Source organism: Prevotella sp. P4-98 (assembly GCF_002251405.1).
Taxonomy (GTDB): domain Bacteria; phylum Bacteroidota; class Bacteroidia; order Bacteroidales; family Bacteroidaceae; genus Prevotella.
In genome coordinates this window covers 102,404-126,096 of sequence record NZ_NPJC01000060.1, presented here as the reverse complement: position 1 = coordinate 126,096, position 23,693 = coordinate 102,404, and the positions used below count along the sequence as shown (strand labels likewise).

General features: G+C 48.3%; 22 protein-coding genes. 10 read left to right on the top strand and 12 right to left on the bottom strand.

The annotated features are described in order from the left end of the window. The first annotated feature begins 46 nt into the window (after positions 1 to 46). The 6 genes from CIK96_RS10030 (at position 47) to CIK96_RS10005 (ending at position 6,239) form a co-directional block, all read left to right on the top strand. Positions 47 to 610, top strand: coding sequence for a DJ-1 family glyoxalase III (locus CIK96_RS10030; protein ID WP_094391204.1), 564 nt, complete (start codon positions 47 to 49; stop codon positions 608 to 610). Next, positions 607 to 1,266, top strand: coding sequence for a 2-C-methyl-D-erythritol 4-phosphate cytidylyltransferase (locus tag CIK96_RS10025; protein WP_094434444.1), 660 nt, complete (start codon positions 607 to 609; stop codon positions 1,264 to 1,266). The genes CIK96_RS10030 and CIK96_RS10025 overlap by 4 nt, the downstream gene beginning before the upstream one ends. Beyond that, positions 1,263 to 3,362: an ATP-dependent DNA helicase RecG gene (recG, locus tag CIK96_RS10020; protein WP_094440500.1), complete on the top strand. Its 2,100-nt coding sequence runs from the start codon at positions 1,263 to 1,265 to the stop codon at positions 3,360 to 3,362. Before CIK96_RS10025 ends, recG begins: the two co-directional genes overlap by 4 nt. A 253-nt stretch (positions 3,363 to 3,615) precedes the next feature. Beyond that, positions 3,616 to 4,569 (top strand): M23 family metallopeptidase, encoded by a 954-nt coding sequence (locus CIK96_RS10015; protein ID WP_173839805.1) that lies wholly within the window; start codon positions 3,616 to 3,618, stop codon positions 4,567 to 4,569. Positions 4,570 to 4,597: 28 nt separating this feature from the next. Further along, entirely contained in the window at positions 4,598 to 5,167 is a 570-nt protein-coding gene (locus CIK96_RS10010; RefSeq protein ID WP_094391201.1) for a C40 family peptidase, read from the top strand. Positions 5,168 to 5,177: 10 nt separating this feature from the next. After that, a complete protein-coding gene (locus tag CIK96_RS10005) occupies positions 5,178 to 6,239 on the top strand; it encodes a CapA family protein (RefSeq protein WP_094440499.1) in 1,062 nt (353 codons plus the stop codon). 336 nt (positions 6,240 to 6,575) lie between these two features. On the opposite strand, the gene pgeF is transcribed toward CIK96_RS10005, so the two are convergent. The 4 genes from pgeF to hpt are packed head-to-tail and all read right to left on the bottom strand — an operon-like array spanning position 6,576 to position 9,696. Beyond that, positions 6,576 to 7,373 (bottom strand): peptidoglycan editing factor PgeF, encoded by a 798-nt coding sequence (gene pgeF, locus CIK96_RS10000; RefSeq protein WP_094440498.1) that lies wholly within the window; start codon positions 7,371 to 7,373, stop codon positions 6,576 to 6,578. After that, positions 7,363 to 8,535: a GTPase ObgE gene (obgE, locus tag CIK96_RS09995; protein ID WP_094434436.1), complete on the bottom strand. Its 1,173-nt coding sequence runs from the start codon at positions 8,533 to 8,535 to the stop codon at positions 7,363 to 7,365. Before obgE ends, pgeF begins: the two co-directional genes overlap by 11 nt. Positions 8,536 to 8,545: 10 nt before the next feature. Then, positions 8,546 to 9,118 carry an adenylate kinase gene (locus tag CIK96_RS09990; RefSeq protein ID WP_094391197.1) on the bottom strand — a complete coding sequence of 191 codons (573 nt, stop codon included), beginning with the start codon at positions 9,116 to 9,118 and terminating at the stop codon, positions 8,546 to 8,548. Positions 9,119 to 9,150: 32 nt separating this feature from the next. Further along, positions 9,151 to 9,696, bottom strand: a complete 546-nt coding sequence (hpt, locus tag CIK96_RS09985) for a hypoxanthine phosphoribosyltransferase (RefSeq protein WP_094440497.1) — start codon at positions 9,694 to 9,696, stop codon at positions 9,151 to 9,153. Positions 9,697 to 9,787: 91 nt separating this feature from the next. Here hpt and CIK96_RS09980 point away from each other — a divergent pair, with 91 nt between their 5' ends. Beyond that, positions 9,788 to 11,302: an NAD(P)H-hydrate dehydratase gene (locus CIK96_RS09980; RefSeq protein WP_094440496.1), complete on the top strand. Its 1,515-nt coding sequence runs from the start codon at positions 9,788 to 9,790 to the stop codon at positions 11,300 to 11,302. 23 nt (positions 11,303 to 11,325) lie between these two features. Then, complete coding sequence (locus tag CIK96_RS09975) at positions 11,326 to 12,390, top strand: DUF4831 family protein (RefSeq protein WP_094440495.1); 1,065 nt, start codon at positions 11,326 to 11,328, stop codon at positions 12,388 to 12,390. An 87-nt stretch (positions 12,391 to 12,477) separates the two neighbouring features. On the opposite strand, the gene CIK96_RS09970 is transcribed toward CIK96_RS09975, so the two are convergent. Both CIK96_RS09970 and CIK96_RS09965 read right to left on the bottom strand, forming a co-directional pair. Continuing rightward, positions 12,478 to 12,993, bottom strand: a complete 516-nt coding sequence (locus tag CIK96_RS09970; protein ID WP_094434428.1) for a hypothetical protein — start codon at positions 12,991 to 12,993, stop codon at positions 12,478 to 12,480. 137 nt (positions 12,994 to 13,130) lie between these two features. Beyond that, positions 13,131 to 14,066 carry a hypothetical protein gene (locus tag CIK96_RS09965; RefSeq protein WP_094434426.1) on the bottom strand — a complete coding sequence of 312 codons (936 nt, stop codon included), beginning with the start codon at positions 14,064 to 14,066 and terminating at the stop codon, positions 13,131 to 13,133. A gap of 333 nt (positions 14,067 to 14,399) precedes the next feature. Here CIK96_RS09965 and CIK96_RS09960 point away from each other — a divergent pair, with 333 nt between their 5' ends. After that, a complete protein-coding gene (locus tag CIK96_RS09960; RefSeq protein WP_094440494.1) occupies positions 14,400 to 15,968 on the top strand; it encodes a hypothetical protein in 1,569 nt (522 codons plus the stop codon). A gap of 19 nt (positions 15,969 to 15,987) precedes the next feature. On the opposite strand, the gene CIK96_RS09955 is transcribed toward CIK96_RS09960, so the two are convergent. The 6 genes from CIK96_RS09955 to CIK96_RS09930 all read right to left on the bottom strand — a co-directional run bounded on the left by CIK96_RS09955 (position 15,988) and on the right by CIK96_RS09930 (position 22,601). Then, the gene (locus CIK96_RS09955) at positions 15,988 to 17,217 is read right to left on the bottom strand and encodes an L-serine ammonia-lyase (protein WP_094434422.1); all 1,230 of its coding nucleotides are present in this window, start codon (positions 17,215 to 17,217) and stop codon (positions 15,988 to 15,990) included. 335 nt (positions 17,218 to 17,552) lie between these two features. After that, positions 17,553 to 18,071, bottom strand: coding sequence for a hypothetical protein (locus tag CIK96_RS09950; RefSeq protein WP_144007515.1), 519 nt, complete (start codon positions 18,069 to 18,071; stop codon positions 17,553 to 17,555). 275 nt (positions 18,072 to 18,346) lie between these two features. Continuing rightward, entirely contained in the window at positions 18,347 to 19,348 is a 1,002-nt protein-coding gene (locus CIK96_RS09945; protein WP_094391190.1) for a class II fructose-bisphosphate aldolase, read from the bottom strand. Between the two features lie 232 nt (positions 19,349 to 19,580). Then, on the bottom strand, positions 19,581 to 20,126 hold the full coding sequence (locus CIK96_RS09940) for a hypothetical protein (protein ID WP_094434418.1): 546 nt from the start codon (positions 20,124 to 20,126) through the stop codon (positions 19,581 to 19,583). A 223-nt stretch (positions 20,127 to 20,349) separates the two neighbouring features. Continuing rightward, positions 20,350 to 21,027: an MIP/aquaporin family protein gene (locus CIK96_RS09935; RefSeq protein ID WP_094391188.1), complete on the bottom strand. Its 678-nt coding sequence runs from the start codon at positions 21,025 to 21,027 to the stop codon at positions 20,350 to 20,352. A 35-nt stretch (positions 21,028 to 21,062) separates the two neighbouring features. After that, a complete protein-coding gene (locus CIK96_RS09930; RefSeq protein ID WP_094440493.1) occupies positions 21,063 to 22,601 on the bottom strand; it encodes a glycoside hydrolase family 43 protein in 1,539 nt (512 codons plus the stop codon). A gap of 84 nt (positions 22,602 to 22,685) precedes the next feature. Between CIK96_RS09930 and CIK96_RS09925 the strand changes: the two genes are divergently transcribed. After that, positions 22,686 to 23,681: a YqiA/YcfP family alpha/beta fold hydrolase gene (locus tag CIK96_RS09925; RefSeq protein WP_094440492.1), complete on the top strand. Its 996-nt coding sequence runs from the start codon at positions 22,686 to 22,688 to the stop codon at positions 23,679 to 23,681. Positions 23,682 to 23,693: the final 12 nt, after the last annotated feature.

Genomic DNA, 23,693 nt, shown 5'->3' with positions numbered 1-23,693 from the left:
ACTATGGGCATCATATTCAGAAAACTAACCAACACATGATATAACTATGGCAAAAGCATACGTATTCCTTGCTACGGGATTTGAAGACATCGAAGCGCTTATCCCTGTTGACATCTGGCGTCGTGGCGGTATCGAAGTCACTACCGTCAGCGTTACCGGTCAGAACGTTGTGACATCAGCACACGGTGTGAACATCGAGGCTGATACTTGTTTCGAACAGTGCGACTTGACTGATGCCGACCTGCTGTTTCTGCCGGGTGGTATGCCTGGTGCTACCAACCTCTATCAATGCAAGCCGCTCTGCGAAGCACTGTGCAAGCAGGCGGAAGAGGGACGACTCGTGGCAGCCATCTGCGCATCGCCTGCAGTAGTATTGGCAGCTATCGGACTGCTCGACGGTAAGAAAGCCACGTGCTATCCGGGATTTGAAGGCAATATGACCAACACGCATTACACGGCTGACCTGGTGACCATCGACGGCAATATCACCACCGGTGAAGGGCCTGCGGCAGCATTCCCATTTGCCTACGAACTGCTGGCACAGCTTAAAGGTGTGGATGTGGCAGATGCCATTGCAGAAGGTATGCGCTATAAACACCTCATGGGATGACCGACTATATCATCATCGTAGCCGGAGGCAAAGGACTGCGCATGGGCAGCGACATTCCCAAACAGTTTCTCCCCATCGGCGGAAAACCCGTGCTGATGCGCACTATCGAACGCTTCCACCATTTTTCGGAAGCGCTCCGGATTATCCTTGTGTTGCCTAAAGCCCAACAGACCTACTGGCATGAGCTGTGTGGGCAGTATCAGTTTGACGTGCCCTACATGTTGGCTGACGGCGGCGAGACTCGCTTCCATAGTGTGCAACACGGACTGGCACTCATCCCCGACGATGCACAGGGTGTGGTCGGTGTGCACGACGGTGTGCGCCCATTCCCTGCTATCGACGTCATTCGCCGCTGCTACGACACGGCACGCACGGCAAAAGCGGTGATTCCGGTGACTCCGGTGGTTGAGACTTTACGCCACATCACCGAGGGCACAAAGCCCAGAGGCGACTACCGTTTGGTGCAAACTCCACAAACTTTCGACATCCAACTACTGAAGGCTGCCAACCGCCAACCTTTCTCCGAGGCGTTTACCGACGATGCGTCGGTGGTAGAGTCCTATGGACATGCCATCACAATGGTAGAGGGCAACCGAGAAAATATCAAGATTACCACTCCCTTTGACTTGGCTATTGCCGAAACGCTCTGCCGATGACCGACATACTGCAACAGGATATCCAGTATATGGCGGGGGTCGGACCCAACCGCAAAAAGGTGCTTAGCGAAGAACTGGGCATCAACACCCTTGGCGACCTGTTGCAATATTACCCCTACAAACATATCGACAGAAGTAGAATCTATACCATCCACGAACTGACGGGCGACATGCCGTTTGTCCAAGTATGCGGCAGAATACTCAGTTTCGAGTCGTTTGACATGGGACACCGCAAGACGCGCGTAGTGGCTCACCTATCCGATGGCACGGGCGTGATGGACCTTACCTGGTTCAACTATGCCAAGGATGTGCCCAAACGCTACAAAACGGGCATTCCATACATCGTTTTCGGGCGACCCACCGTATATAACGGCAGGGTACAGGTGGTGCATCCTGACCTTGAACCTGCCGAAAACATCCAACTCTCGGATATGGGGATGCAACCCTACTACAATACGACAGAGAAGATGAAGAAACGTGGGTTGAACTCACGGGCGCTCGACAAGATGACCAAAACACTACTCGATTTGCTCAAGCAGCCTATTGCCGAGACACTACCCGACTTCATCACGCGCCCCAACCACCTCATCAGCCGAGACGAGGCGTTGCGACAGATTCACTATCCGCACAATGCCAAAGAACTGGAACGCGCACGGCTGCGACTCAAATTTGAAGAACTTTTCTACGTTCAGCTTAATATATTAAGGTACGCGAGCGATCATCGGCGCAAATACCGCGGCTATGTTTTCTCGCATATCGGCGAGTGCTTCAACGGTTTCTACCACAACCACCTGCCCTTCCAACTGACCGAAGCACAGAAACGAGTGCTCCGTGAGATACGCAAAGACACTGCTTCGGGCAGACAGATGAATCGGTTGCTACAAGGCGACGTGGGTTCGGGCAAGACACTGGTGGCACTCATGACCATGCTGATGGCACTCGACAATGGCTATCAAGCCTGTATCATGGCGCCAACCGAGATTCTTGCCGAACAACACCTGCGCACCATCAGCAGCTTTCTTGAGGGCATGGACATCAGCGTCGGACTGCTGACGGGTATGGTGAAAGGCAAACGGCGAGAACAAGTGCTCAACGATCTGGCTGACGGGACGTTGCAGATTCTCGTGGGCACCCATGCCGTGATAGAAGACACAGTACAGTTTGCACGACTGGGCATGGTGGTGGTCGATGAACAACACCGTTTCGGTGTGGCACAACGCGCCAAACTATGGAGCAAAAGCGACAATCCGCCACATATCCTCGTAATGACAGCCACACCCATTCCCCGCACCCTGGCTATGACACTCTACGGCGATCTCGATGTCAGCATCATCGATGAACTGCCGCCAGGACGCAAGCCCGTGGTCACCACCCATGCCTTCGACAGCCGAATACCATCGCTCTACGATGGACTGCGCAAGCAGATGCAACAGGGACGACAGGTCTATGTGGTCTTTCCGCTTATCGAAGAGAGCGAGCGCATCGACTTGAAAAGCCTGGAAGATGGCTATGCCACGCTGTGTCAGGTGTTTCCGGAATACCGACTGAGCAAGGTACACGGCAAGATGAAAGCCAAGGAGAAAGACGAAGAGATGCAGCGCTTTGCACGCGGTGAGACACAGATGCTCGTGGCAACGACCGTGATTGAGGTGGGAGTCAACGTGCCCAATGCCTCGGTGATGGTCATCATGGAGGCGCAACGCTTCGGACTCAGCCAGCTCCACCAACTGCGCGGACGTGTGGGCAGAGGTGCCGAACAGAGCTACTGCATCCTTGTGACCTCACCCAAACTGGCTGAAGAGACGCGCAAGCGCATAGACATCATGTGTGAGACCAACGATGGTTTCCGCATTGCCGAAGCCGACTTGAAACTGCGTGGACCGGGCGATCTGGAGGGAACACAGCAGAGCGGCATGGCTTTCGACCTCAAAATTGCCGATATCGCACGCGACGGACAGATTGTACAGATGGCACGCGACGAGGCACAACGCATCATCGACGCAGACCCCACCTGTCAGTCGGAGCGCTACCACATGCTTTGGGACCGTCTGCGCCAACTTCGCAAGACCAATATCAACTGGTCTGCCATCTCGTAAAAAGTGGGGGAAAACGAACTGGGGAAATCTATTTTTCCTATAGAAAATGCACAATCGTCCCATAAAAACGAGGGCAAAAACAGACAAAAGACTACCTGCGACAAATCAAAAAAAAGGCAAAATTCGCTACGTAAAGTGTTAAATTACACACAAATAGTGTTAACACTTTACCGATTTTAGAAATAATTTCGTAACTTTGCATCGTTCTGTTTTTATTGAAACCGAACGAGAATACGAACCGAAAAGAATAATTATGTTTTTTAAAAATCTAAAGAAAATAGCATTCCTAACCGTTGCAACCGTATGTACTCTCCCGACGATGGGACAGGATCTGTTGGCACGTCAGGCCCCTATAGACAGAAAGATGAAAGCAGTAGATAGCATGGCTCTCCGTCGCCTCATTCAGGCAGAGAGCTATGAATCACCAGCAGCCGACCTCTACAACGACTGGGATAACAGATATGCCCATAAGGCAACCAACCTCCCCGACACTTTCCGCATCAACCTGCGCAACTTCTGCATGCCCACCACCAACCGCGTTATCACCAGCAACTTCGGTTCGCGTTGGGGACGTCAACATAAGGGACTGGACATCAAAGTATATATCGGCGATACCATCCGCGCTGCCTTCAGTGGCAAGGTGCGCATCGTGCGCTACGAAGGACGTGGCTACGGAAAATACGTAGTCATCAGACACAACAACGGACTGGAGACCATCTACGGTCACATGTCTGCACAATTGGTGGCTGAAAACCAAGAGGTGCGTGCCGGAGATCCCATCGGACTGGGCGGAAATACCGGACGCAGCACTGGTTCACACCTCCACTTCGAGACGCGTCTGTGTGGCATAGCACTCAACCCTGCCCTGATGTTCGACTTCAGAAACCAAGACGTGGTTGACGACTACTATGTATTCCGCAAATCTACCTACAATCGCGAGTCGGCAGAAGCTACCCGTCTGCGTGGTGTAGCCGGCGGCAGTTCATTTGGCGACGACCTCGATTTTGCTGACAACAGCACTCCTGCTGCACGCCAGAAGGCCACAAGCAGCCGCTCTGCAGCAGCTCGTTTCCACAAAGTATCAAAGGGTGAATCGCTCTATTCTATCGCTCGCAAGCGCGGTACATCTGTTGATGCCATCTGCAAACTGAATCACATCAGCAAGAGCACCAGACTCAGACCAGGTCAAATCCTGAAATATAACTAAACCAACCAAATAACCTAAACTAAAGAAAATGAAACAGAAAATTCTACTATGCATCATGCTTGTGTTGCTGTCCTCTGTGGATATGACATGGGCAAAAGGCAAGAGAAAGAAGACAAGAAAGACCCAACGCACCGAAACTGTCTATGAAGAGATAGAGAATTTCGACTTCTTATATACCGATGATTATGACGGTACGGCAACATTTGCCACTTCAAACAGCATCATGGATCAGGCCACAGCTCTCATCGGCACACGCTATCGCAGCGGAAGCAAAGGCCCATACGCCTTTGACTGCTCTGGTTTCACCAGCTATGTGTTTGGACAACACGATATCAACATCGGCAGTTCGTCGCGCGACCAGTATGCACGCAACATCCCCATCAAGCGCTGGGAGATGCAACGTGGCGACTTGGTGTTCTTCACCAGTCCTCGCTCCGGACGCGGTGTAGGTCACGTAGGTATTGTGATGGACTATGATCCCATCAACAACACCTTCACCTTTATCCACGCCAGCACCAACGAAGGTGTGAAAATCAGCAGTTCTACCGAAGGCTACTATAATCGCCGCTATGTAGGCGCACGCCGCGTGGCGAAGTAACAGCATCTTCATGTTCCGATTATTACTCACTCTTACTATATGGGCAGGTCATTCTTTGACCTGCCTTTCTGCTTCACTGACCATCGCTCTTACGGGAGATATCATGATGGGCACCACCTATCCCACACCACGACTACCGCGAGGGGATGGCAAATACCTGTTTCGCGACACACGCGACATCCTCAGGCAAGCCGACTTGGCAGTGGGCAATCTTGAAGGAACACTATGCGACAAGGGCGAAACACGCAAGGAGGGCAAAGCCAACAACTATGCTTTTCGCACACCAACAAGCTACGCCTGGTGGCTGAAGGATGCCGGCTACGACTTTGTGAGCATGGCAAACAACCATAGTTTCGACTTCGGCATAGAGGGAGTCATATCCACAGAACACGCTTTGCGACAGCAGGGCATCGCCTTTGCAGGCATTGCCGGACGATCGGAAACAGCCGTTGTCATGCGCCAAGGTGTGCGCATCGGTCTCTGCGCCTTAGGCCACAACAGCTATACAGTCAGTCATCTCGACCTGAAGAAAGTGGGTAAACTGTTGAAACAGCTGCGCCAACAGTGCGACATCATCATCGTTTCGTTCCACGGTGGAGCCGAGGGGACGGCACAGAGTCATGTACCCAACGGCATGGAGGGCTTTCTGGGCGAGCGTCGTGGAGCATTGCGCCAACTGGCACACTACTGCATTGACCACGGTGCCGACGTGGTTTATGGTCACGGTCCGCATGTGGTTAGGGGCATTGAAGTCTATAAAGGACGGTTCATTGCCTACAGTCTGGGCAATTTCTGCACACCCTTCGGCATCAGTCTGCAAGGTGTTTCTGGCTACGCACCTATAGTGACGGTGACAATCGACCACAAGGGCAGATTTCAAAAAGGTCGCATCTATTCGTTCATACAAAGCTACGGCGCAGGTCCGCGCAAGCAAGATGGTAAGCGTTTCTTGGTGGCACACCAGATGAAAGCACTATCCGAAACCGATTTCCCACATAGTGATGCATGGATAGATCTGCATGGAAACATCGGACTGATACGTTACACACGACGTTCTCTGACCACCATTTGACCACCAGCCGATACCACATTCCTCCCTTGCAATTATCACCTGGCATTGCAAATCAATTTGTTTTCCTCAGCAAATCAATTTACTTTCCTCAGCAAATCAATTTGTTTTCCTCAGCAAATCAATTTACTTTCCTCAGCAAATCAATTTACTTTCCTCAGCAAATTCATTGAAATTGCAGACCAAATTCATTGATTTTACTCAGCAAATTCATTGAATTTGCAAGCAAACAGACCGTTTCAAATGGTGTAATTGATTGATACTTTGCGGTTTCAATGATACTCAAAAACACACGCAGAAACCGACTATATCAATCGCAACAGCATGCTCCCATCACCGTCAATCGCGATGGGGAGTCAGCATGATGCCGTTGTATATCCTACCACTGTCTATTCCAAGGTGGCGCGCAGAGAAATACATATCCGACTGCGCATAAGTGCAAATGCCTGAAGAGATGATGCGCTGAGGGTCAACACCAAGTTGAATCAACTGGCGGCGATTACATTCGGGCAGATCAATATGCCATTTCTGGTATCGCCGGCTAATTGGTTCCATCTCAAAGCCAGCACCAACAAACTGCTGATAGACCTCATCGCCCACTTCAAAATGGTCGATACTGATACCAGGACCTATTGCTGCGGTAAGCTCTGAAGGTTGTGTACCGTAAGCAGCACGCATGCGTTCAATGGCTTTGACCACAATACGCTGTACGGTGCCACGCCATCCGGCATGGACAGCACATACGGCATGGTGTGCCGCGTCATAGATCAACACGGGAATGCAATCGGCTGTTGACACGCCAACACAGATGCCCGGCACATCGGTCATCACCGCATCGAAACCGTCTGTCAGTTCGTCACGCACCACAGCAGGCTGTTCGGTAAAGTCGCGGCCTATCTGTTTGACCTCGGCAGCATGCACCTGGTGGGGCACTACGAGTTGCGCCATACCGATGCCAAGGCGTTGGCAGAGCGCTGTGCGGTTGGCTTCGATGTGGGCAGGGTCGTCGCCACAATATCTATTGATATTAAAAGCGGCGTAATTGCCCTCGCTGCATCCACCTTTTCTGGTGGTGCTGAAGGCAATCACGCCGTTTCCCATATCGTAATCGTGCCACTGGGGCAGATTATTCTTCATCTTCGTATTCAAAATCTTCAAGGTCGTCAACATCCTCAAGGTCGTCGTCGTCGAGGTAGATGATATCTTCATCTTCGCCCTCATCCGCCATTTCCTGTGCAAACATCGACATATCCTTGTCGCGGTGTACGATATTCTCTTCACCGATGGCAGTAGCCAACTTATTGCTTTCGTCGTTGAGTTCTGCCCAAAGCACATCTTTGAGCTCGTCAAGACCTTGGTTGGCAACAGCCGATATGAATACCACGGGGAGATCGTCGGGCAGAGTCTCGCGCAACATGTCGATCAGTTCCTCGTCGAGCAAATCACACTTGGTGACCGCCAGCACACGGTGCTTATCGATCAAATCGGGATTAAACTGCCGCAATTCATTGAGCAGTATCTCGTATTCGCGCTTGATATCGTCGGTATCGCCAGGCACCATAAAGAGCAATAGTGAGTTGCGCTCAATGTGGCGGAGGAATCGCAAACCGAGTCCTTTGCCTTCGCTGGCTCCCTCAATGATACCGGGAATATCTGCCATCACAAACGATTTGTGGTCGCGATAGCCCACGATACCGAGGCTGGGCTCCATCGTGGTGAAGGGATAATTGGCTATCTTCGGACGGGCATTCGACAAGGCTGAGACCAGTGTGGATTTGCCGGCATTGGGAAAACCGACAAGGCCGACATCTGCCAACAATTTCAGTTCGAGGATCACAGTCATTTCCTGCATCGGTTCACCGGGCTGCGCATAGCGCGGAGCCTGGTTGGTGGCTGATCGGAACTGATAGTTACCCAATCCGCCGCGACCGCCTTTAAGGAGCATCACCTCTTGTCCATCGTAGGTTACATCGCAGACATATTTGCCGGTTTCAGCATTATAGACCACCGTGCCACAGGGCACGTCGATGTAGATATCCTTGCCGTCGGTGCCGTGACACTTGTCGCGACCGCCATTACCGCCGTGTTCGGCGAAGATATGGCGCTCGTATCTCAGGTGTAACAACGTCCAATAGTTGTGGTTGCCACGCAGAATGATGCTTCCGCCCTTGCCTCCGTCGCCCCCGTCGGGGCCGCCGTTAGGGTTGTATTTCACATGGCGCAGGTGCATAGACCCACGTCCGCCTTTACCCGAACGGCAACAGATTTTCACATAGTCAACGAAATTGCTTTCCGGCATATCAGTCGTATTAAAGATTATCGATTACTTTCTGGATGTCGCCGAAGATGCGATCCAGAGTGCCAAGTCCGTCGATGTGGTGGTGAAGGCCTTCCTTCTTATACCACTCTACGAGGGGCATGGTCTGTGAATGATATACTACGAGGCGCTTCTTGATAGTCTCCTCGTTGTCGTCGGCACGACCACTTTCCTTTCCGCGCTTGATGAGTCGAGTCATCAACTCCTCTTCGGGTACGTCGAGTTCTATCATGGCTGCTACCTTGTGGCCACGCTCATCAAGCATTTTCTTCAGTGCTTCAGCTTGTGGAATGGTGCGGGGGAAACCGTCGAAGATTACTCCGGCGTGATCTTTGCCAAATGAGTCATACACATTGGCAAGGATGCTAATCATCAGATCGTCGGGAATCAACGCACCCTTTTCAATATAGCTTTGAGCGGTCTTGCCCAACTCTGTTCCGTTTTTAATCTCGTTGCGAAGCACATCGCCAGTAGAGATATGACCCAAGCCATACTTCTCGATGAGCAAATCGCTCTGTGTTCCTTTACCGGAGCCGGGAGCTCCGAAGATTACAATATTCTTCATTTCTTTTCCAAATAAAATTAAAAAGTTTATCCTTACTCGTTATCTGTCTTTACTTTGTAAATTTCCTTCAACTGACGACCTTGCTGGTCATAATCCAAACCATAGCCCACAATGAAGTCGTTGGGGATGGTGAATGCCACATAGTTAATATCGAGCTGCTCCTGCAAGCGGTCGGGTTTCATCGTCAGCGTACATATCAACACACGCTCGGCATGGCGGTTGTGCAGTTCGTTGAGGATGCTGCGCATGGTCAGACCGCTCTCGATGATGTCTTCCACAATAACCACTGTGCGTCCGGTGAGGTCTTGGTTCACACCGATCAACTGCTTCACCTTACCAGTAGAGGCTGTACCTTCATAGCTTGCCACCTTGACAAATGTCACTTCACAGGGAATCGTCACCTCGCGCAATAGGTCGGCGGCAAATATAAACGATCCGTTGAGCACCGCCATAAACAGCGGATTGTCATCCTTCAGGTCGGCACTGATCTGGCTGCCGAGCTCCTTGAGGCGTTGTTTGATTTGCGATTCTGATATCGATGTCTCGAATGTTTTGTCCTTGATCTTTACGACTCCCATATATAAGGAATATAAAATTTCTTGCAAAATTACTAAATTTTCAGCAAAGTATGACTATATATTACTATATTTTTGCTAATTTTGCAGTGAAATGAAGATATTTACAAGCGCTCAGATTCGTGAGCTTGACCGATATACCATTGAGCATGAGCCCATTCAGAGTATCGATCTGATGGAAAGAGCAGCTTCCACATTGGCAAGAACCATTGCCAATACATGGGACAGCTCAGTGAAAGTTGTCGTTTTTGCCGGCCCTGGCAACAACGGCGGTGATGCGCTTGCCGTGGCACGACTCCTCGGCGAGCAAGGGTATCAAGTGGCTGTTTTCCTCTTCAACATAAGAGGCAGACTATCGCCCGACTGTCTGATCAACAAACGGAGAGTGCAGGAATGTAAGCACATCAAGAAATTTGTAGAGGTAACACAAGAGTTTGACCCGCCACAACTGGAGAAGGGAATGCTTGTCATCGACGGACTTTTCGGGTCGGGACTCAACAAACCGCTGGCGGGTGGATTTGCCTCACTGGTGAAATACATCAATGCTTCGCCGGCTGAGGTCGTGGCTATCGACATGCCTTCTGGCTTGATGAGTGAAGACAATACCTACAATGTCAGCTCTAACATCATCAGAGCATCGGTCACACTGACGCTGCAACAACCCAAACTCTCGTTTCTCTTCCCTGAAAACCAACAGTTTATCGGCCGATTGCGAACACTCGACATTCGACTGAGTCAGGAGGGTATCAGTAAAATAGATGCCAACTACACCGTCATCGAAGAGTCTGATGTCAGGCCATTGTTGAAAGATCGCAATCCTTTCGCCCACAAGGGACAGATGGGACACGCACTGATTATGGCTGGAAGTTACGGCATGGCAGGTGCTGCCATACTCGCTACCAAGGCATGTCTGCGTGCTGGCGCTGGAAAAGTGACGGTTCATACTCCACGCAAGAACTGTCAGATCATGCAAGTGGCAGTGCCCGAAGCGGTGTTGCAGCTCGACCATGAAGAAACTATCATCACTGAAGCGGTAGATACAGAAAACTTCCAAGCACTGGGCATTGGACCTGGTATAGGACAAAACGAAGCTACTGCCATACCATTCATCGCACAGTTGCGACGCGCCACCTGCCCCATTGTGGCTGACGCAGATGCCATCAATATCCTGGCAAGTCATCGCGCATGGAAGCAACAGCTGCCCAAAGGCATCATACTCACCCCACACGCCAAGGAACTGGACCGACTGGAAGGTGCATCGGTGGATAGCTTTGAACGACTAACCAAAGCTCACCAACTGGCAGAACGACTGCATGGCTATGTCATCGTAAAGGGAAGATATACCGCCATCTGCATGCCCGACGGACATATACGTTTCAATTCGACAGGTAATGCGGGGATGGCAACTGCTGGAAGTGGCGATGTGCTCACCGGAATCATTACCGCACTATTGGCACGTGGCTATGAGCCTCAACATGCTTGTATTGTGGGTGTGTATCTCCACGGACTGGCTGGCGACCTCGCTGCACGCGACTTGGGAGAAGAGAGCCTCACGGCAAGCGACATCATCGACTATCTGCCTCGAGCATTCAAAAGATTAAAAGAATAAAAACATAACAACTATTGACTAATATGAAGAAGTACATACTCACACTGCCCTTGCTCTTCGTGAGCATCATCACCATGGCACAGGCGGTATCAACACCTTTGAAACCCGGAAGGACTCCAGAGGGTGTGGTATATTTCCTACCCAAAACGGTGTTCCAACTCAATCTGCTGGTTGAGAAAAAGACCTACAAGCCGGGCGAATTTTGTAAGTATGCGGAGAAATTTCTACGTCTCTCTGGCATTGCACAGGAAGAGGAAGTGACCCACAGCATCGTCAGTTACGGACTCACACCTGTTGGTGTTCGCGACACATCAAAGTGTTATACCGTCATGCTGAAAGGCAAGAGTGCTACTGCAGAAGTGAAGTTGAGCGACGATGGTGTGCTTCAGGCGGTCAATGCCGAACCGGCTAAAGTGAAAGTGAAAGAGCCTTTCAAACCTGCGCCACGCAAGGCGCCTGTCGATTCCAAACAGTATCTCAGTGCCGAAGTATTGTCGGCAGGTAGTGTGGCAAAGATGGCTGAACTGACCGTGCAGCAGATTCTTGAGATACAAAACCATCGTCAAATGCTCATCAGCGGTGAGGCGGAAGACATGCCGACTGATAAAGATCAGTTGCAACTGATGATTGACCAGCTCGACAAAGAGCGCGAAGCACTCATGTCGATGTTTCTTGGCACCACTACACGCGATACTGTAGAGCAGGTTATTACGATTTGTCCGGAGAAAGAAGTTAAGCGCGAAGTTGTTTTCCGCCTCAACAAGAAGATCGGTCTGGTAGATAAAGACGATCTGTCGGGCATCCCCTACTACATGAACATTGAAGATGAGCACCATACCACGTTGCAGAAATATGATATTCCTGAGAATAAAAAGGACGGTGGATTCTTTGTCAACGTACCCGGAAGAATCAAGTTTACCCTGTTGCGCGAAGACCATCAGTTGGCATCGTTCAACCTCTATGCTGCACAGTTTGGTTTTGTAGAACTGCGCAGCGGCTCACTCTTCAAACGCTATGTCACCCACATGACCCTTAACCCCGTTACGGGTTCTGTGGAGACAATACATGCCGACATGCCTACAAAATAGGCACACCGAATTATATATATAATATATAACGCACAAAAGCCCCGTAGCAACGTTGCTACGGGGCTTTTGTGCAGTGTCGGGGGAACATCAGAAGCGGAATCCAAGCGACACGAAGGGGGCATAACAAGTAGGCTGGTTGCCATGGAAATTGCGCATCGAAAAGCCCACGCCGACAATAGGTTGGAAGCGTTGTGCCGTGGGATGCTTATAGAAATACAGGCCCAGCGAATAGGTAGAGTTTGCAAAATCGCTCTTTCCCACCGATACAGATGCTGTGCCGCGCAGCTCCAATGCACCCAGGCGACCGCGCTCGTTGCTGATCAACTGATAGCCCAATCCGCCTCCGATATTCGTTGCATTGTTATAATCTTTCGTAGCGCCATTCTTCGGAATAAAGAAGTCGGTGTGTGCCAACGCATGGATAGACAGACGGTTGATGGGTGAGAAATTGAGGTCGAACGATGCGCCCATGGGCGAAAGGTCCTTGGCTGGCATACCCATTGTAAACGATGCATCGAAATGCAAAGGCACATTCTCTGTTTGGGCTTTTGCACCCACTGCTGTCATGCAGAGCATCACAGCCATAAACAATACTTTTCTCATAATCTACTCTTGTTCGTTATTATTTTTCTGGTGCAAATATATGCAGAATATCTAACTATCATCTATATTAAACACTATTTTATATCGTTAGTAATGATTATTTAACTACCTATACAGCACTTGTAACACTTGTTAAGTTATTCTCGCGTATCTGGCACGTTCCACAATTGGTAGCTTGCATTGCCAACAATGAAAGCATTTCGCAGATTTCTCTTTATTTCCTCGCTCAGCTCTGAATTATCCACAAGCTTTAAAACCTTCATGAGATAATCACCATCATTCTCATCTACATCAATATTGTTAAGACCGGAAAAAAAGGTTTCCAGAAGTGTCAGTTCTCCTTGTTTATTTGGATATTTTGCAATCCAAGCTGCGATAATATCGTGAAGATCCTCGCCATTAACAGATTGATAATCGCCTCCTGCAACAAAATCAAAGAGTTCCTTGTTGTTCGCAAAATCCTGTTTTATCTCGTTTTTGTCAACCCGATAAAACTCGCTCGTCTTCTGTGCAATACATTCAAGGATAGAATCACGTGAGAGTTTTTGTCCCTGATTCTCATTCTTGATATCCAGCAATATCCTATTATGAAAATATCCAATGCTGTCGCCTATGGTCAAGAGTTCCTCCGACACATCACCCGGGAACAAGTTATTCATAGATTTATCATCTGGGTTCATCGGAGGGAACAACTCATCATCACCTTTTGAGCGAGTATATATTTCTATAACTGGCTCATCAAGAAATGCAGCAACCAAACCTGATGTAGCAGTTGCACCCGCTGCAGTTCCAGCAGGACCAAACCACGAACATACGATTCCGCCTACTGCGTCAGCTACAGTAACACCGACGATTCTTTTGAACCATCCCCACACGCTCCGTGTTTGCGAACGATTTTCTGCAGTGATTTCTTCATTAAGAGAAATCATCTGCTTCTGAACCTTTGCAAATTCGTTCGAAATTGCCAGTTCGTTTTGTTGTTGATTCAACGTTGTTTCACACGCATTCTCTTCCGCATTACACGAGAATAAAGTAAACAAAATAAAAACTGATAACAATTTGAAATTTTTCATTGTTTTTTGTTTTATGCCTCTTCCATATGAAAACTGCACAAGATTTATCCAACTCCGAGGCTATTTAAAATTCACATTTTCACCGTGTGCACACTTCATTTAACAAAGAAGCCGGTGGTTAAATCACAATGCAAAAGTACATGTTTTATCTTCAAGCGCCCTGTCGTAAACGCATTTTAACACTACAGATGTTACAAAACGAAAATAGCCTTAATTTCTTGTACTTAAATACATTAGATATTCTTTTACCCATATTCTTGATATAAAAATGCTACGTTTTGTCCTCAATTTCGCCGATTTTTTTATAACTTTGTCGCCAAATAGATAATAAATATGAGACTTCAAACAAAAGTAAATTCTATCTTACTACTATCCATATGCACGCTACTTGTCAATTGCAGCAGTGAAATCAATCACAAGCTTGAAACAGTTGACAAACTTCTTGATCAAGATTCACTTCAAGTTGCAGCATCACTTTTACAAAACATCAATACAAGCGAAATCAAGACGTCAAAGGATTCTGCCTACTATCTGCTGCTTAAAACAGAAATTGACTGGCAAAAACAAAAGAAAATAAACAGCGATTCTGCCATTACCTACTGCATTGATTACTATACCAAGACCTATGATGCCCGCAAACTAGCACTCTCATTGCACTATAAAAGCGGTATCCTCTATGAGTTTGGCAGAATAAAAGAAGCCATTATTCTTGAAAAAAAAGCAGAACAAATAGCCAAGCCGCTACACGATGATATACTGAATTTTAAAATATACACCAATCTTGGCTACTACAACGACAAAAACTATAACAGCAATGAAGCATTACAATATAACCAAAAGAAATTGCAAATAGCCAATAGAATCAACAATATAACCTATAAAACATATACCTTAGGAGAAATCGCAGCTATCCATATTGGCGAGAATAACAAAGATAGCGCTAAATATTATATTATGGAAGCCTATAGGAACATCAACTTTTTTACGCACGACGATTTGGTCTATCTATGGGCAAACATGGCTTTACTATTAGACGACACTTATCCTAATGAAGCCGAACAACTATACCAGAAGGCTCTACAAAATAATAAAAATCCTATTATATATGGACTTCTCGCCAACCACTACTACAAAAATCACCAAGGCGAAAAAGCCATGTTATATTTTGAAAAAGCAAAAAGTGTTACTGACTTACGCTTCAAAATTTCATTTTTAGAGGCCCAACATCAATATCTCTCTGAGCGAAACAAGGAGCACGAAGCCCATGAGGTAGCTAAGCGAATCATTGCACTGAAAGATAGCTTGGAACAGAAAAACAAGCAAGACAGCATCAAGGAGATACAAGGAATGCTCGACCAAGAGTACATGCGACATGAAGCCCGCAAAGAGGAACACCTTCTGCTTTCCTTTTGCGTCATCCTCACACTACTGATTGTCATCGTTATCACAGTTCATTTTATACGCAGACAACACTACAAGCAACAAATCAAGCTGCATAAAGACGAAATGCTAGTCAACAAAAAAGAAATAGAACAATTGCAAGACTCTTCTGAAAAGTCTGCAAAAGATATCAAATTACTGCATAAGGAAGTGGAAATGCTGCGCAACAAGCAGTCGCAACTGCTTGCCAAAGGCAAACAACGCTATGAGGAAATCCAACAAGGAGGCAACACGCTTCTATGGCGTAAGCCCGACTTCACAGCATTTATGGAATACTATCGCATGCAGGATGCATCTTTCGTGGAGCAGTTGGAGAACAAAGTTGAGATTTCGTCACCTCGTTTGATGATGTTTAAAACACTCGTCCACATGGGCTATTCAAAAGAAAGAATAGCAAAGGCTCTCTGCGTGAGCGAAGACTCGCTACGCACCTATAAATCCAGAGTCAAAAACAATAAGTAGTAGTGTGTCCGCTCTCTTGTCAGTCTCTGCGTTCCTCTTTGTGCAACTGATAGGCACGCGCCAAACCGCCTTCACTCGTCTCCTTATAGAGCGACGGCAGGTCGTGACCGGTCTGCTTCATCACCTTCACTACACGATCGAACGAAACACGGTGGCTACCGTCTGACAAAGCAGCGTAAAGGTTGGCATCGAGAGCACGGGTAGCTGCGAAAGCATTGCGTTCAATACATGGAATCTGCACCAGACCGCACACCGGATCGCATGTCATTCCAAGGTGATGCTCCAATCCCATCTCTGCTGCATACTCCACCTGCGACGGACTACCACCAAACAATTGACAAGCTGCGGCAGATGCCATGGCACAAGCCACACCTACTTCGCCCTGACAACCTACATCGGCACCAGAGATAGAAGCATTGCGTTTCACCACATTGCCAAAGATACCGGCAGTAGCCAAAGCGTGGAGAATACGAATATCGCTAAACTTATGACCGCGAGACAAGTGATAGAGCACGGCAGGCAATACGCCACACGATCCGCAAGTGGGGGCGGTAACGATGGTACCACCTGAAGCATTCTCCTCGCTGACCGACAGTGCATAGGCATAAACCAAGGCACGGGTTTGCAACGACTGTTTATAACCGCTGGCTTTCACATAGTAGGTAGGACCTTTGCGAGGCAGATGCAACGGACCGGGCAATACACCTTCGTGGTCGATGCCGCGCTCCACACTCTCCTGCATGGCTTTCCAAACTTCAGCAAGATAGTCCCAGATGCCTTCATCCTCACATTCGCCGACATATTCCCAATAGTTGCGACCACTTTTCTCGCACCACTGTTGAATCTCAGCCATGGTATTCAGCTCATATACTTCACTTTGATCAGCAAACCAGCGTGGATGTTCGCCTTCTGAAAGAGCACCGCCTCCCACGCTATAGCAAATCCACTCATCTATTATATTATTGTTCGCGTCGCGTGCCACAAACTTCATTCCATTAGGATGGAACGGCAGAAACACCTGCGGTTGCCATTCCAACTGCAACGGAGCGATGGGTTCAAGCACTTCTTTGATAGCCACGTCGGTCATGTGGCCACGTCCCGTAGCAGCTAGACTGCCATAGAGTGTCACCTCGAAAGAATAGGCATCGCCATGATGACTGGCAAAGATTTGCGCAGCCTTCTGTGGTCCCATCGTATGACTACTCGATGGACCCTTACCTATTCGGTATAGTTCTCTTAATGATTTCATGTTTGCAAAGGTACGATTAAGTGAGTGAAATGCAAAATAAATGCTCGCTTTTATTTTCATTTCCGAGCGTGAGTACCTAAGGTCCATAGGACCAAAGGTACGATTAAGTGAGAAGAAAACAAAAGAAAACTCGTTTTCTTTTTGCTTTCTCGAACGTGAGTACCTAAGATGCAATACGTCAAAGGTACGATTAAGTGAGTGAAAAACCAAATCTATTTGAGTTTTTCCGAGCGTCAGTACCTAAGACAAGAAGAAATAAAAGAGGAGGCGTTGTCTGACGACAGCCACCTCCTATCATGGTCTAATGCGCATTACAGAGCGCAAATATCACAGCATCAGAAGCGAATGCCCAACGATACGTAAGGGCCATAGAAGTTTGGCACATTACCATGGAAGTTTCTGACATTAAAGCCTATACCAATAACTGGTTGGAAGCGCTGTGCATTGGAATGTTTATAGAAATACAGTCCCACACCATACGAAGTATTCTTATACGTAGAACTAGAACTTCCCAACGATGTAGTCAGTGTTCCTCGGAGTTCGAGTGTTCCCATACGCCAATTCTTGTTGTTGAGCAACTGATAACCGATACCGCCTCCTAAGTTAACGGCAATGTTGCTGTCTATGATTGCACCAATTTTGGGGATAAAGAATTCGGAGTGTGCCAATGCATGGATAGACAACCTGTTGATGGGGGAATAGCCGAAATCAATGTTTTCACCCATAAAAGTCAAATCTTTGGAAGATACTCCCATATAGAACGAACCTTCAAAATGCAGTGGACAACGCTCTTCCTGTGCCTTCACACCTATCGCCAGCATGCAAAGCAACATCATAATACCAATCTTTTTCATAATGCTAATATATTTGTTATTAAAAAATATACCGATGCAACATGTCATCGACAGCGCAAAATTACATCTTTTTACATCAATATCTATTGGTTTATTATCTTTTAACTCAGCGTATTATTGTAATTTAACGACCACCATAGAAGACTGATGTCATAAAGCACAATCGTTAACAGCAAAGGAACAATCATTAACAAAACAACAAAATCACTCTGCCATCCATCGGACAACAGAGTGATTTATAGTATTGTTATCTATCGCTTACGCGATGAATAGACTTAGCACTGAGCCAGTTTGCCATCAGAACCGAGCACATTCACAATCTTGTGGATGTACATCTTCTTCATGTTCTCACGAGCAGGCTTCAGATACTGACGTGGATCGAAATCTCCAGGATGCTCAGCTAAGTGCTTGCGGATAGCAGCAGTCATGGCAAGACGAGAGTCTGAGTCGATGTTGATCTTGCAAACAGCAGACTTAGCAGCCTGACGGAGCTGATCCTCAGGAATACCGATAGCAGCCTCAAGGTGACCACCGTACTTGTTGATAGTGTTAACCTCTTCCATAGGAACTGATGAAGAACCGTGGAGAACGATGGGGAATCCGGGGAGCTTCTTCTCGATCTCAGCGAGTACGTCGAATGCGAGTGGCGGTGGAACGAGCACACCGTTCACGAGCGTGCACTGCTCTGGAGTAAACTTGTGAGCACCGTGTGAAGTACCGATAGAGATAGCGAGTGAATCGCAACCAGTACGTGTAGCGAAGTCGATAACTTCCTCAGGCTTGGTATAGTGAGACTCTGCAGCAACTACATCATCCTCAACACCAGCAAGTACGCCGAGCTCAGCCTCAACAGTTACATCAAACTGATGTGCATATTCAACAACCTTCTTGGCCAAAGCAACGTTCTCCTCGTAAGGCAGTGATGAACCGTCGATCATTACAGAAGAGAAGCCATTGTCGATACAATCCTTGCAGAGCTCGAAAGTATCTCCGTGGTCGAGGTGGAGCACAATCTCAGGATGCTCACAACCGAGTTCCTTTGCATACTCTACAGCACCCTTAGCCAAGTTGCGGAGGATAGTTCCGTTAGCATAGTTACGTGCACCTTTAGAAACCTGCATGATAACTGGAGACTTTGTTTCAACAGCAGCCTGTACGATAGCCTGCATCTGCTCCATAGTGTTGAAATTGAATGCTGGGATAGCATAACCGCCAGCAACGGCACGCTTAAACATCTCACGAGTGTTTACGAGGCCGAGGTCTTTGTAATTTACCATATTCTTTTATATTTTTATATATGTTAGTTAAATTCTGATGCAAAGGTAGAAAAAAATATTTGAAAGTGTCAGATGTGGTAACAAAAAGTTATCCGTTTGTAGCTCATCTTTACACATTATTAATATATATCAGTCGGTCAATTGCCATTTTGCAAAATCCACATTCCATTTTTTGCCATTCTTCATATCCATCCGCCACCTGCACTTTACGCTTTAGACACCCGAAGGTGGGTTAATAATTATCGAGCAGAGCCTGCTGCTTCTGCCGTTGGCGCTCAGCTTTGGAAGGTCCCTTCGGACCAACTATCTTGCCGATGGCCCATCCCACCAATGCCAAAGGATTAAAACCGACAGGTATTTTCTGCATCAACTGAGCATCCACCTTGTTGAGATGGGCATTGATGGCTGCCGTTTTGTCGCGCCGATGCCCATAGACTATCACTTCGCGCAGGGCATTAAGATTGGGCAACAGTCCGATGGTGTCGCCTTTCACCTCGTCGGGAAATAGATAGCGACTCTGATAGTTGGGGCAAGCCAGATCAACTCTTTTATAACCATTGCGCAGGCAGAACACACCATTCCACGGTGTGCGCATGTGCTGTCCGTCGTCGGTAGATACCTCCACGTTGCGCAGCGGAACACCCGTTTCCATATCGACCACTACCAGTTGGCGCTGATGGCTACAGCTGTCAGCCTCTTCTGCATGACTTTCCACCACTGCCAACAGTAGTGTGAGCAGTGTCAGGGCAATGCCTGTATGATATGTTTGTGCTTCCATTTCATCGGCAAAAATACAAAGATTCTGCCCAACACCATCGTTTTGCAAGTATTGTTATACTTCTTTTCACTCTGTTTACACAGCACCCCATGATGACTGTGCGCCATTGACATTGCTTAACATAGCAATGGCGTGACTCCCTCTGCAGGAGCCACGCCATATTGATGGATGACAGTCAGAACGACCGCATCAAACTGTTTCTGTTGCTACAGAGCCGATATACTTATTTTCCATCGGGTGCAATCATCTTCCACACCCCTGCTGCCAATGCGCCACCGGCAAACGGACCGACGATGAAAACCCAGAGTTGGCTCAATGCCTGACCGCCTTGGAAGAGGGCAGGACCGATGGAACGAGCGGGATTCACCGATGTTCCGGTATAGTGAATACCTACGAGATGGATGAGGATGAGCGACAAACCGATGGCAAGACCTGCAAAATTGTTGGTAGCACCATTGGTCTTGCTGGTAGCACCCAACACCACGAGGACGAAAAGGAAGGTGAGCAACACCTCTGCCAACAATCCGTTGAACACATTATTGGAAGCACATGCGTTTGCGCCAGTTGCCGTACCTTCCACCAAACTGGGGTCGGTCCATACCAGAAGCGATAGTACTGCAGCAGCTATGATGGCTCCAATGGTCTGAAACACCATATACATGCCGGCATCCTTGCCATTCATGCGTCCACTGAGGAATACACCCAGCGTAATAGCAGGATTGATGTGGCAACCGGAAATGCCGCCGATGGTATATGCCATGGCAATGACCGAGATACCGAAAGCCATAGCCGTTCCCACTACTGATGCCGTATCGACACCACAATTCAAACTAACTGCTGCACCGCAGCCTAAGAAGGTCAGCACGAATGTGCCTACCATTTCTGCTAAGTACTTCTTCATCGTGTTACGTGTTTAGTGAATATATTTGTTGATGATTAGTTTTCTATATAGTCAAAATAATTGAAACAGGCAGCGCCTTTGCCTTGGGCATACATGCCAACGACAACTCCGGTGAAGCCACCCACCACTTCGGTGCTGACCAACAAACAGGCCTGACGGGACAGCGTTGTGAACGGTGCACCGTCGGCAGCATATTCAAACACATAGTGGTCGGCAACGGCAGTGATACGCAAACGCACCTTCTTGGCTTTTGCCAGCATTGCCTTCTGCGCCTGATGGAGTGTCTTGATGGTATAGGCAGCTTGTACTTCCACCCCACCCTTGTCGTCTTTGACGAGTGCAAGGTCGAAGTGTCCGTCATGGATCTGATAGACCGTGATGCCAGCCTCACATCCTTTATCCAGCGAAGCCACATCAATCTCGGTCTCCATAACCATGGTGTTGCTTTCCTGTCGGCGTCCGATGAATGTCGGCTGACTGTTCTCCGTCAGCGTACTGGCTGACGCTTTCAGTGTGACACCACCTTTGGCAAAGCGATAGTTGTCGGCGATGGGATTCTGGATATACACCCATTGTGGGTCTTTGGGATTGATGTCATGCTGACTCTTCACGCTGTCGGCAAGTGTGCCAAAGAGCGCCGGCACCTGCATGAGTGTATCGATAGGGTTACCACCATTGACCACAGGCCATTCACCCTTCTTCCATTCAACGGGTGCAAGATAGGTTTCTCTGCCCAGATGATGGTATGAACCGCCGAAATTGCGGTATGCCAAGAAGGTAATCCACCAACTTCCGTCGGCAGCCTGAACGAAATCGCCATGTCCGGTGCCTTGTATTTGCATCGTCTGTCCCTTCATGTTGCAGTTGGTGAGAATCGGATTGGCGGGATTCGACTCGTAGGGACCATAGATATCTTTGCTGCGTGCTATGGTCAGACGGTGTGCCAATTCGGTGCCACCCTCAGAGATGAGCAGGTAGTAATAGCCATCTTTCTTATAGATGTGCGGTCCTTCGGGATAGCGTCCACCAGTGCCTTGCCACAGTGGGCGGCTCTCGGTGAGTTGTTTGCCCGTTGCAGGGTCTATCTCACAGAGCATGATGGTATTGTCGGGATTAGACATCATATAGCATTTGCCATCTTCAAACCACAGCGATGGATCGATGCCTTGCTGCTCAAGCCATATCGGTTCGCTCCATGGCCCCTTTGGATCTTTGGCTGTTACCATGAAGTTGCCGCCATTACCCACATTGGTGGTGATCATATAATACACACCTTCATGGTAGCGAATGGTAGGTGCATAGATGCCCAACCATGACGACGCACCCTTCAGATTCAGTTGTGAGGAACGGTCGAGCACATTGCCAATCTGCTTCCAATTGACCAAATCAGTGGAATGGAAGATGGGTACACCTGGAAAATATTGAAATGAAGAGTTGACGAGATAGAAGTCGCTATTGACACGACAGATACTTGGGTCGGGATGATAACCTGGAATGATAGGGTTGCGCAGGGGCTGAGCAGAAACGGTCATAGCAGCCACCCATGTCATCAATAGTAGAAATACTTTTCTCATGTTACGATTTATTAGTCATATTTGGGTTCAAAGTTACGAAATATTTCGCAAATAATCAGTAACTTTGCAAAAAATTTCACTTCAATGGAAAATCCTTACATACAACAATATCCCGAACTGATGTCGGGAAAGACCGTACTCTATGTTCATGGCTTTGCTTCAAGCGGACAGTCGGGCACTGTGGCACGCCTTCGCGAAGTGATGCCCAACGCCCATGTGATTGCACCCGATCTGCCTTTGCATCCCGATGAAGCCATCGCCTTGCTACAGGACATCTGCCAGAAGGAGCAGCCTCATCTGATTATCGGCACATCGATGGGTGGCATGTATGCCGAGCGTCTCTATGGCTATGCTCGCATCTGTGTAAACCCAGCCCTACAGATGGGCGACACGATGAAGAGTCATGGCATGATCGGGGCACAGACTTTTCAGAACCCCCGACAGGACGGAGTGCAGGAGTTTATCGTGACCAAGGCATTGGCTAAAGAGTATAAAGACTTCTGTGAACACTGTTTTGAGGGAGTGACCGACGATGAGCAATCGCTGGTCTATGGACTGTTTGGCGATGAAGACACAACAGTTGATGGTTATGCCGACTTCCATGATCACTATCGCCAGGCATTGCATTTCCATGGTGAGCACCGCATGAACGACAAATCGTTTATGCACTCCGTGCTGCCGGTCATCCGTTGGATTGACGACAGCCAGGAGCAACGCGAACGACCTATTATATATATAGGTGCTGAGACTCTTGCCGACAGTTACAACAAACCAACGAGTTCGATGGCAAAAGCTATCAGCATGCTCATTGAGCACTATCAGGTGTATTTCGTAGCACCATCGCCCAGTAGCGATGCTGCCGAGTATGCCGTCACTACCGACTGGCTGACGCAGTATGTGGGTGTTCCTGCCTGGGGTCACACCGTATTCACCAACCAGCGCCATCTGCTCTATGGCGACTATCTGATAGCTCGCGAGAAAACTCCCGACACCATGGCCACGCTATTGGAATACGGCAGCGACACCTTCAAGACATGGGAAGAGGTGATAGAATACTTCTCGCGTTTGGGCGGACAGTAAAGTCGGGCACCC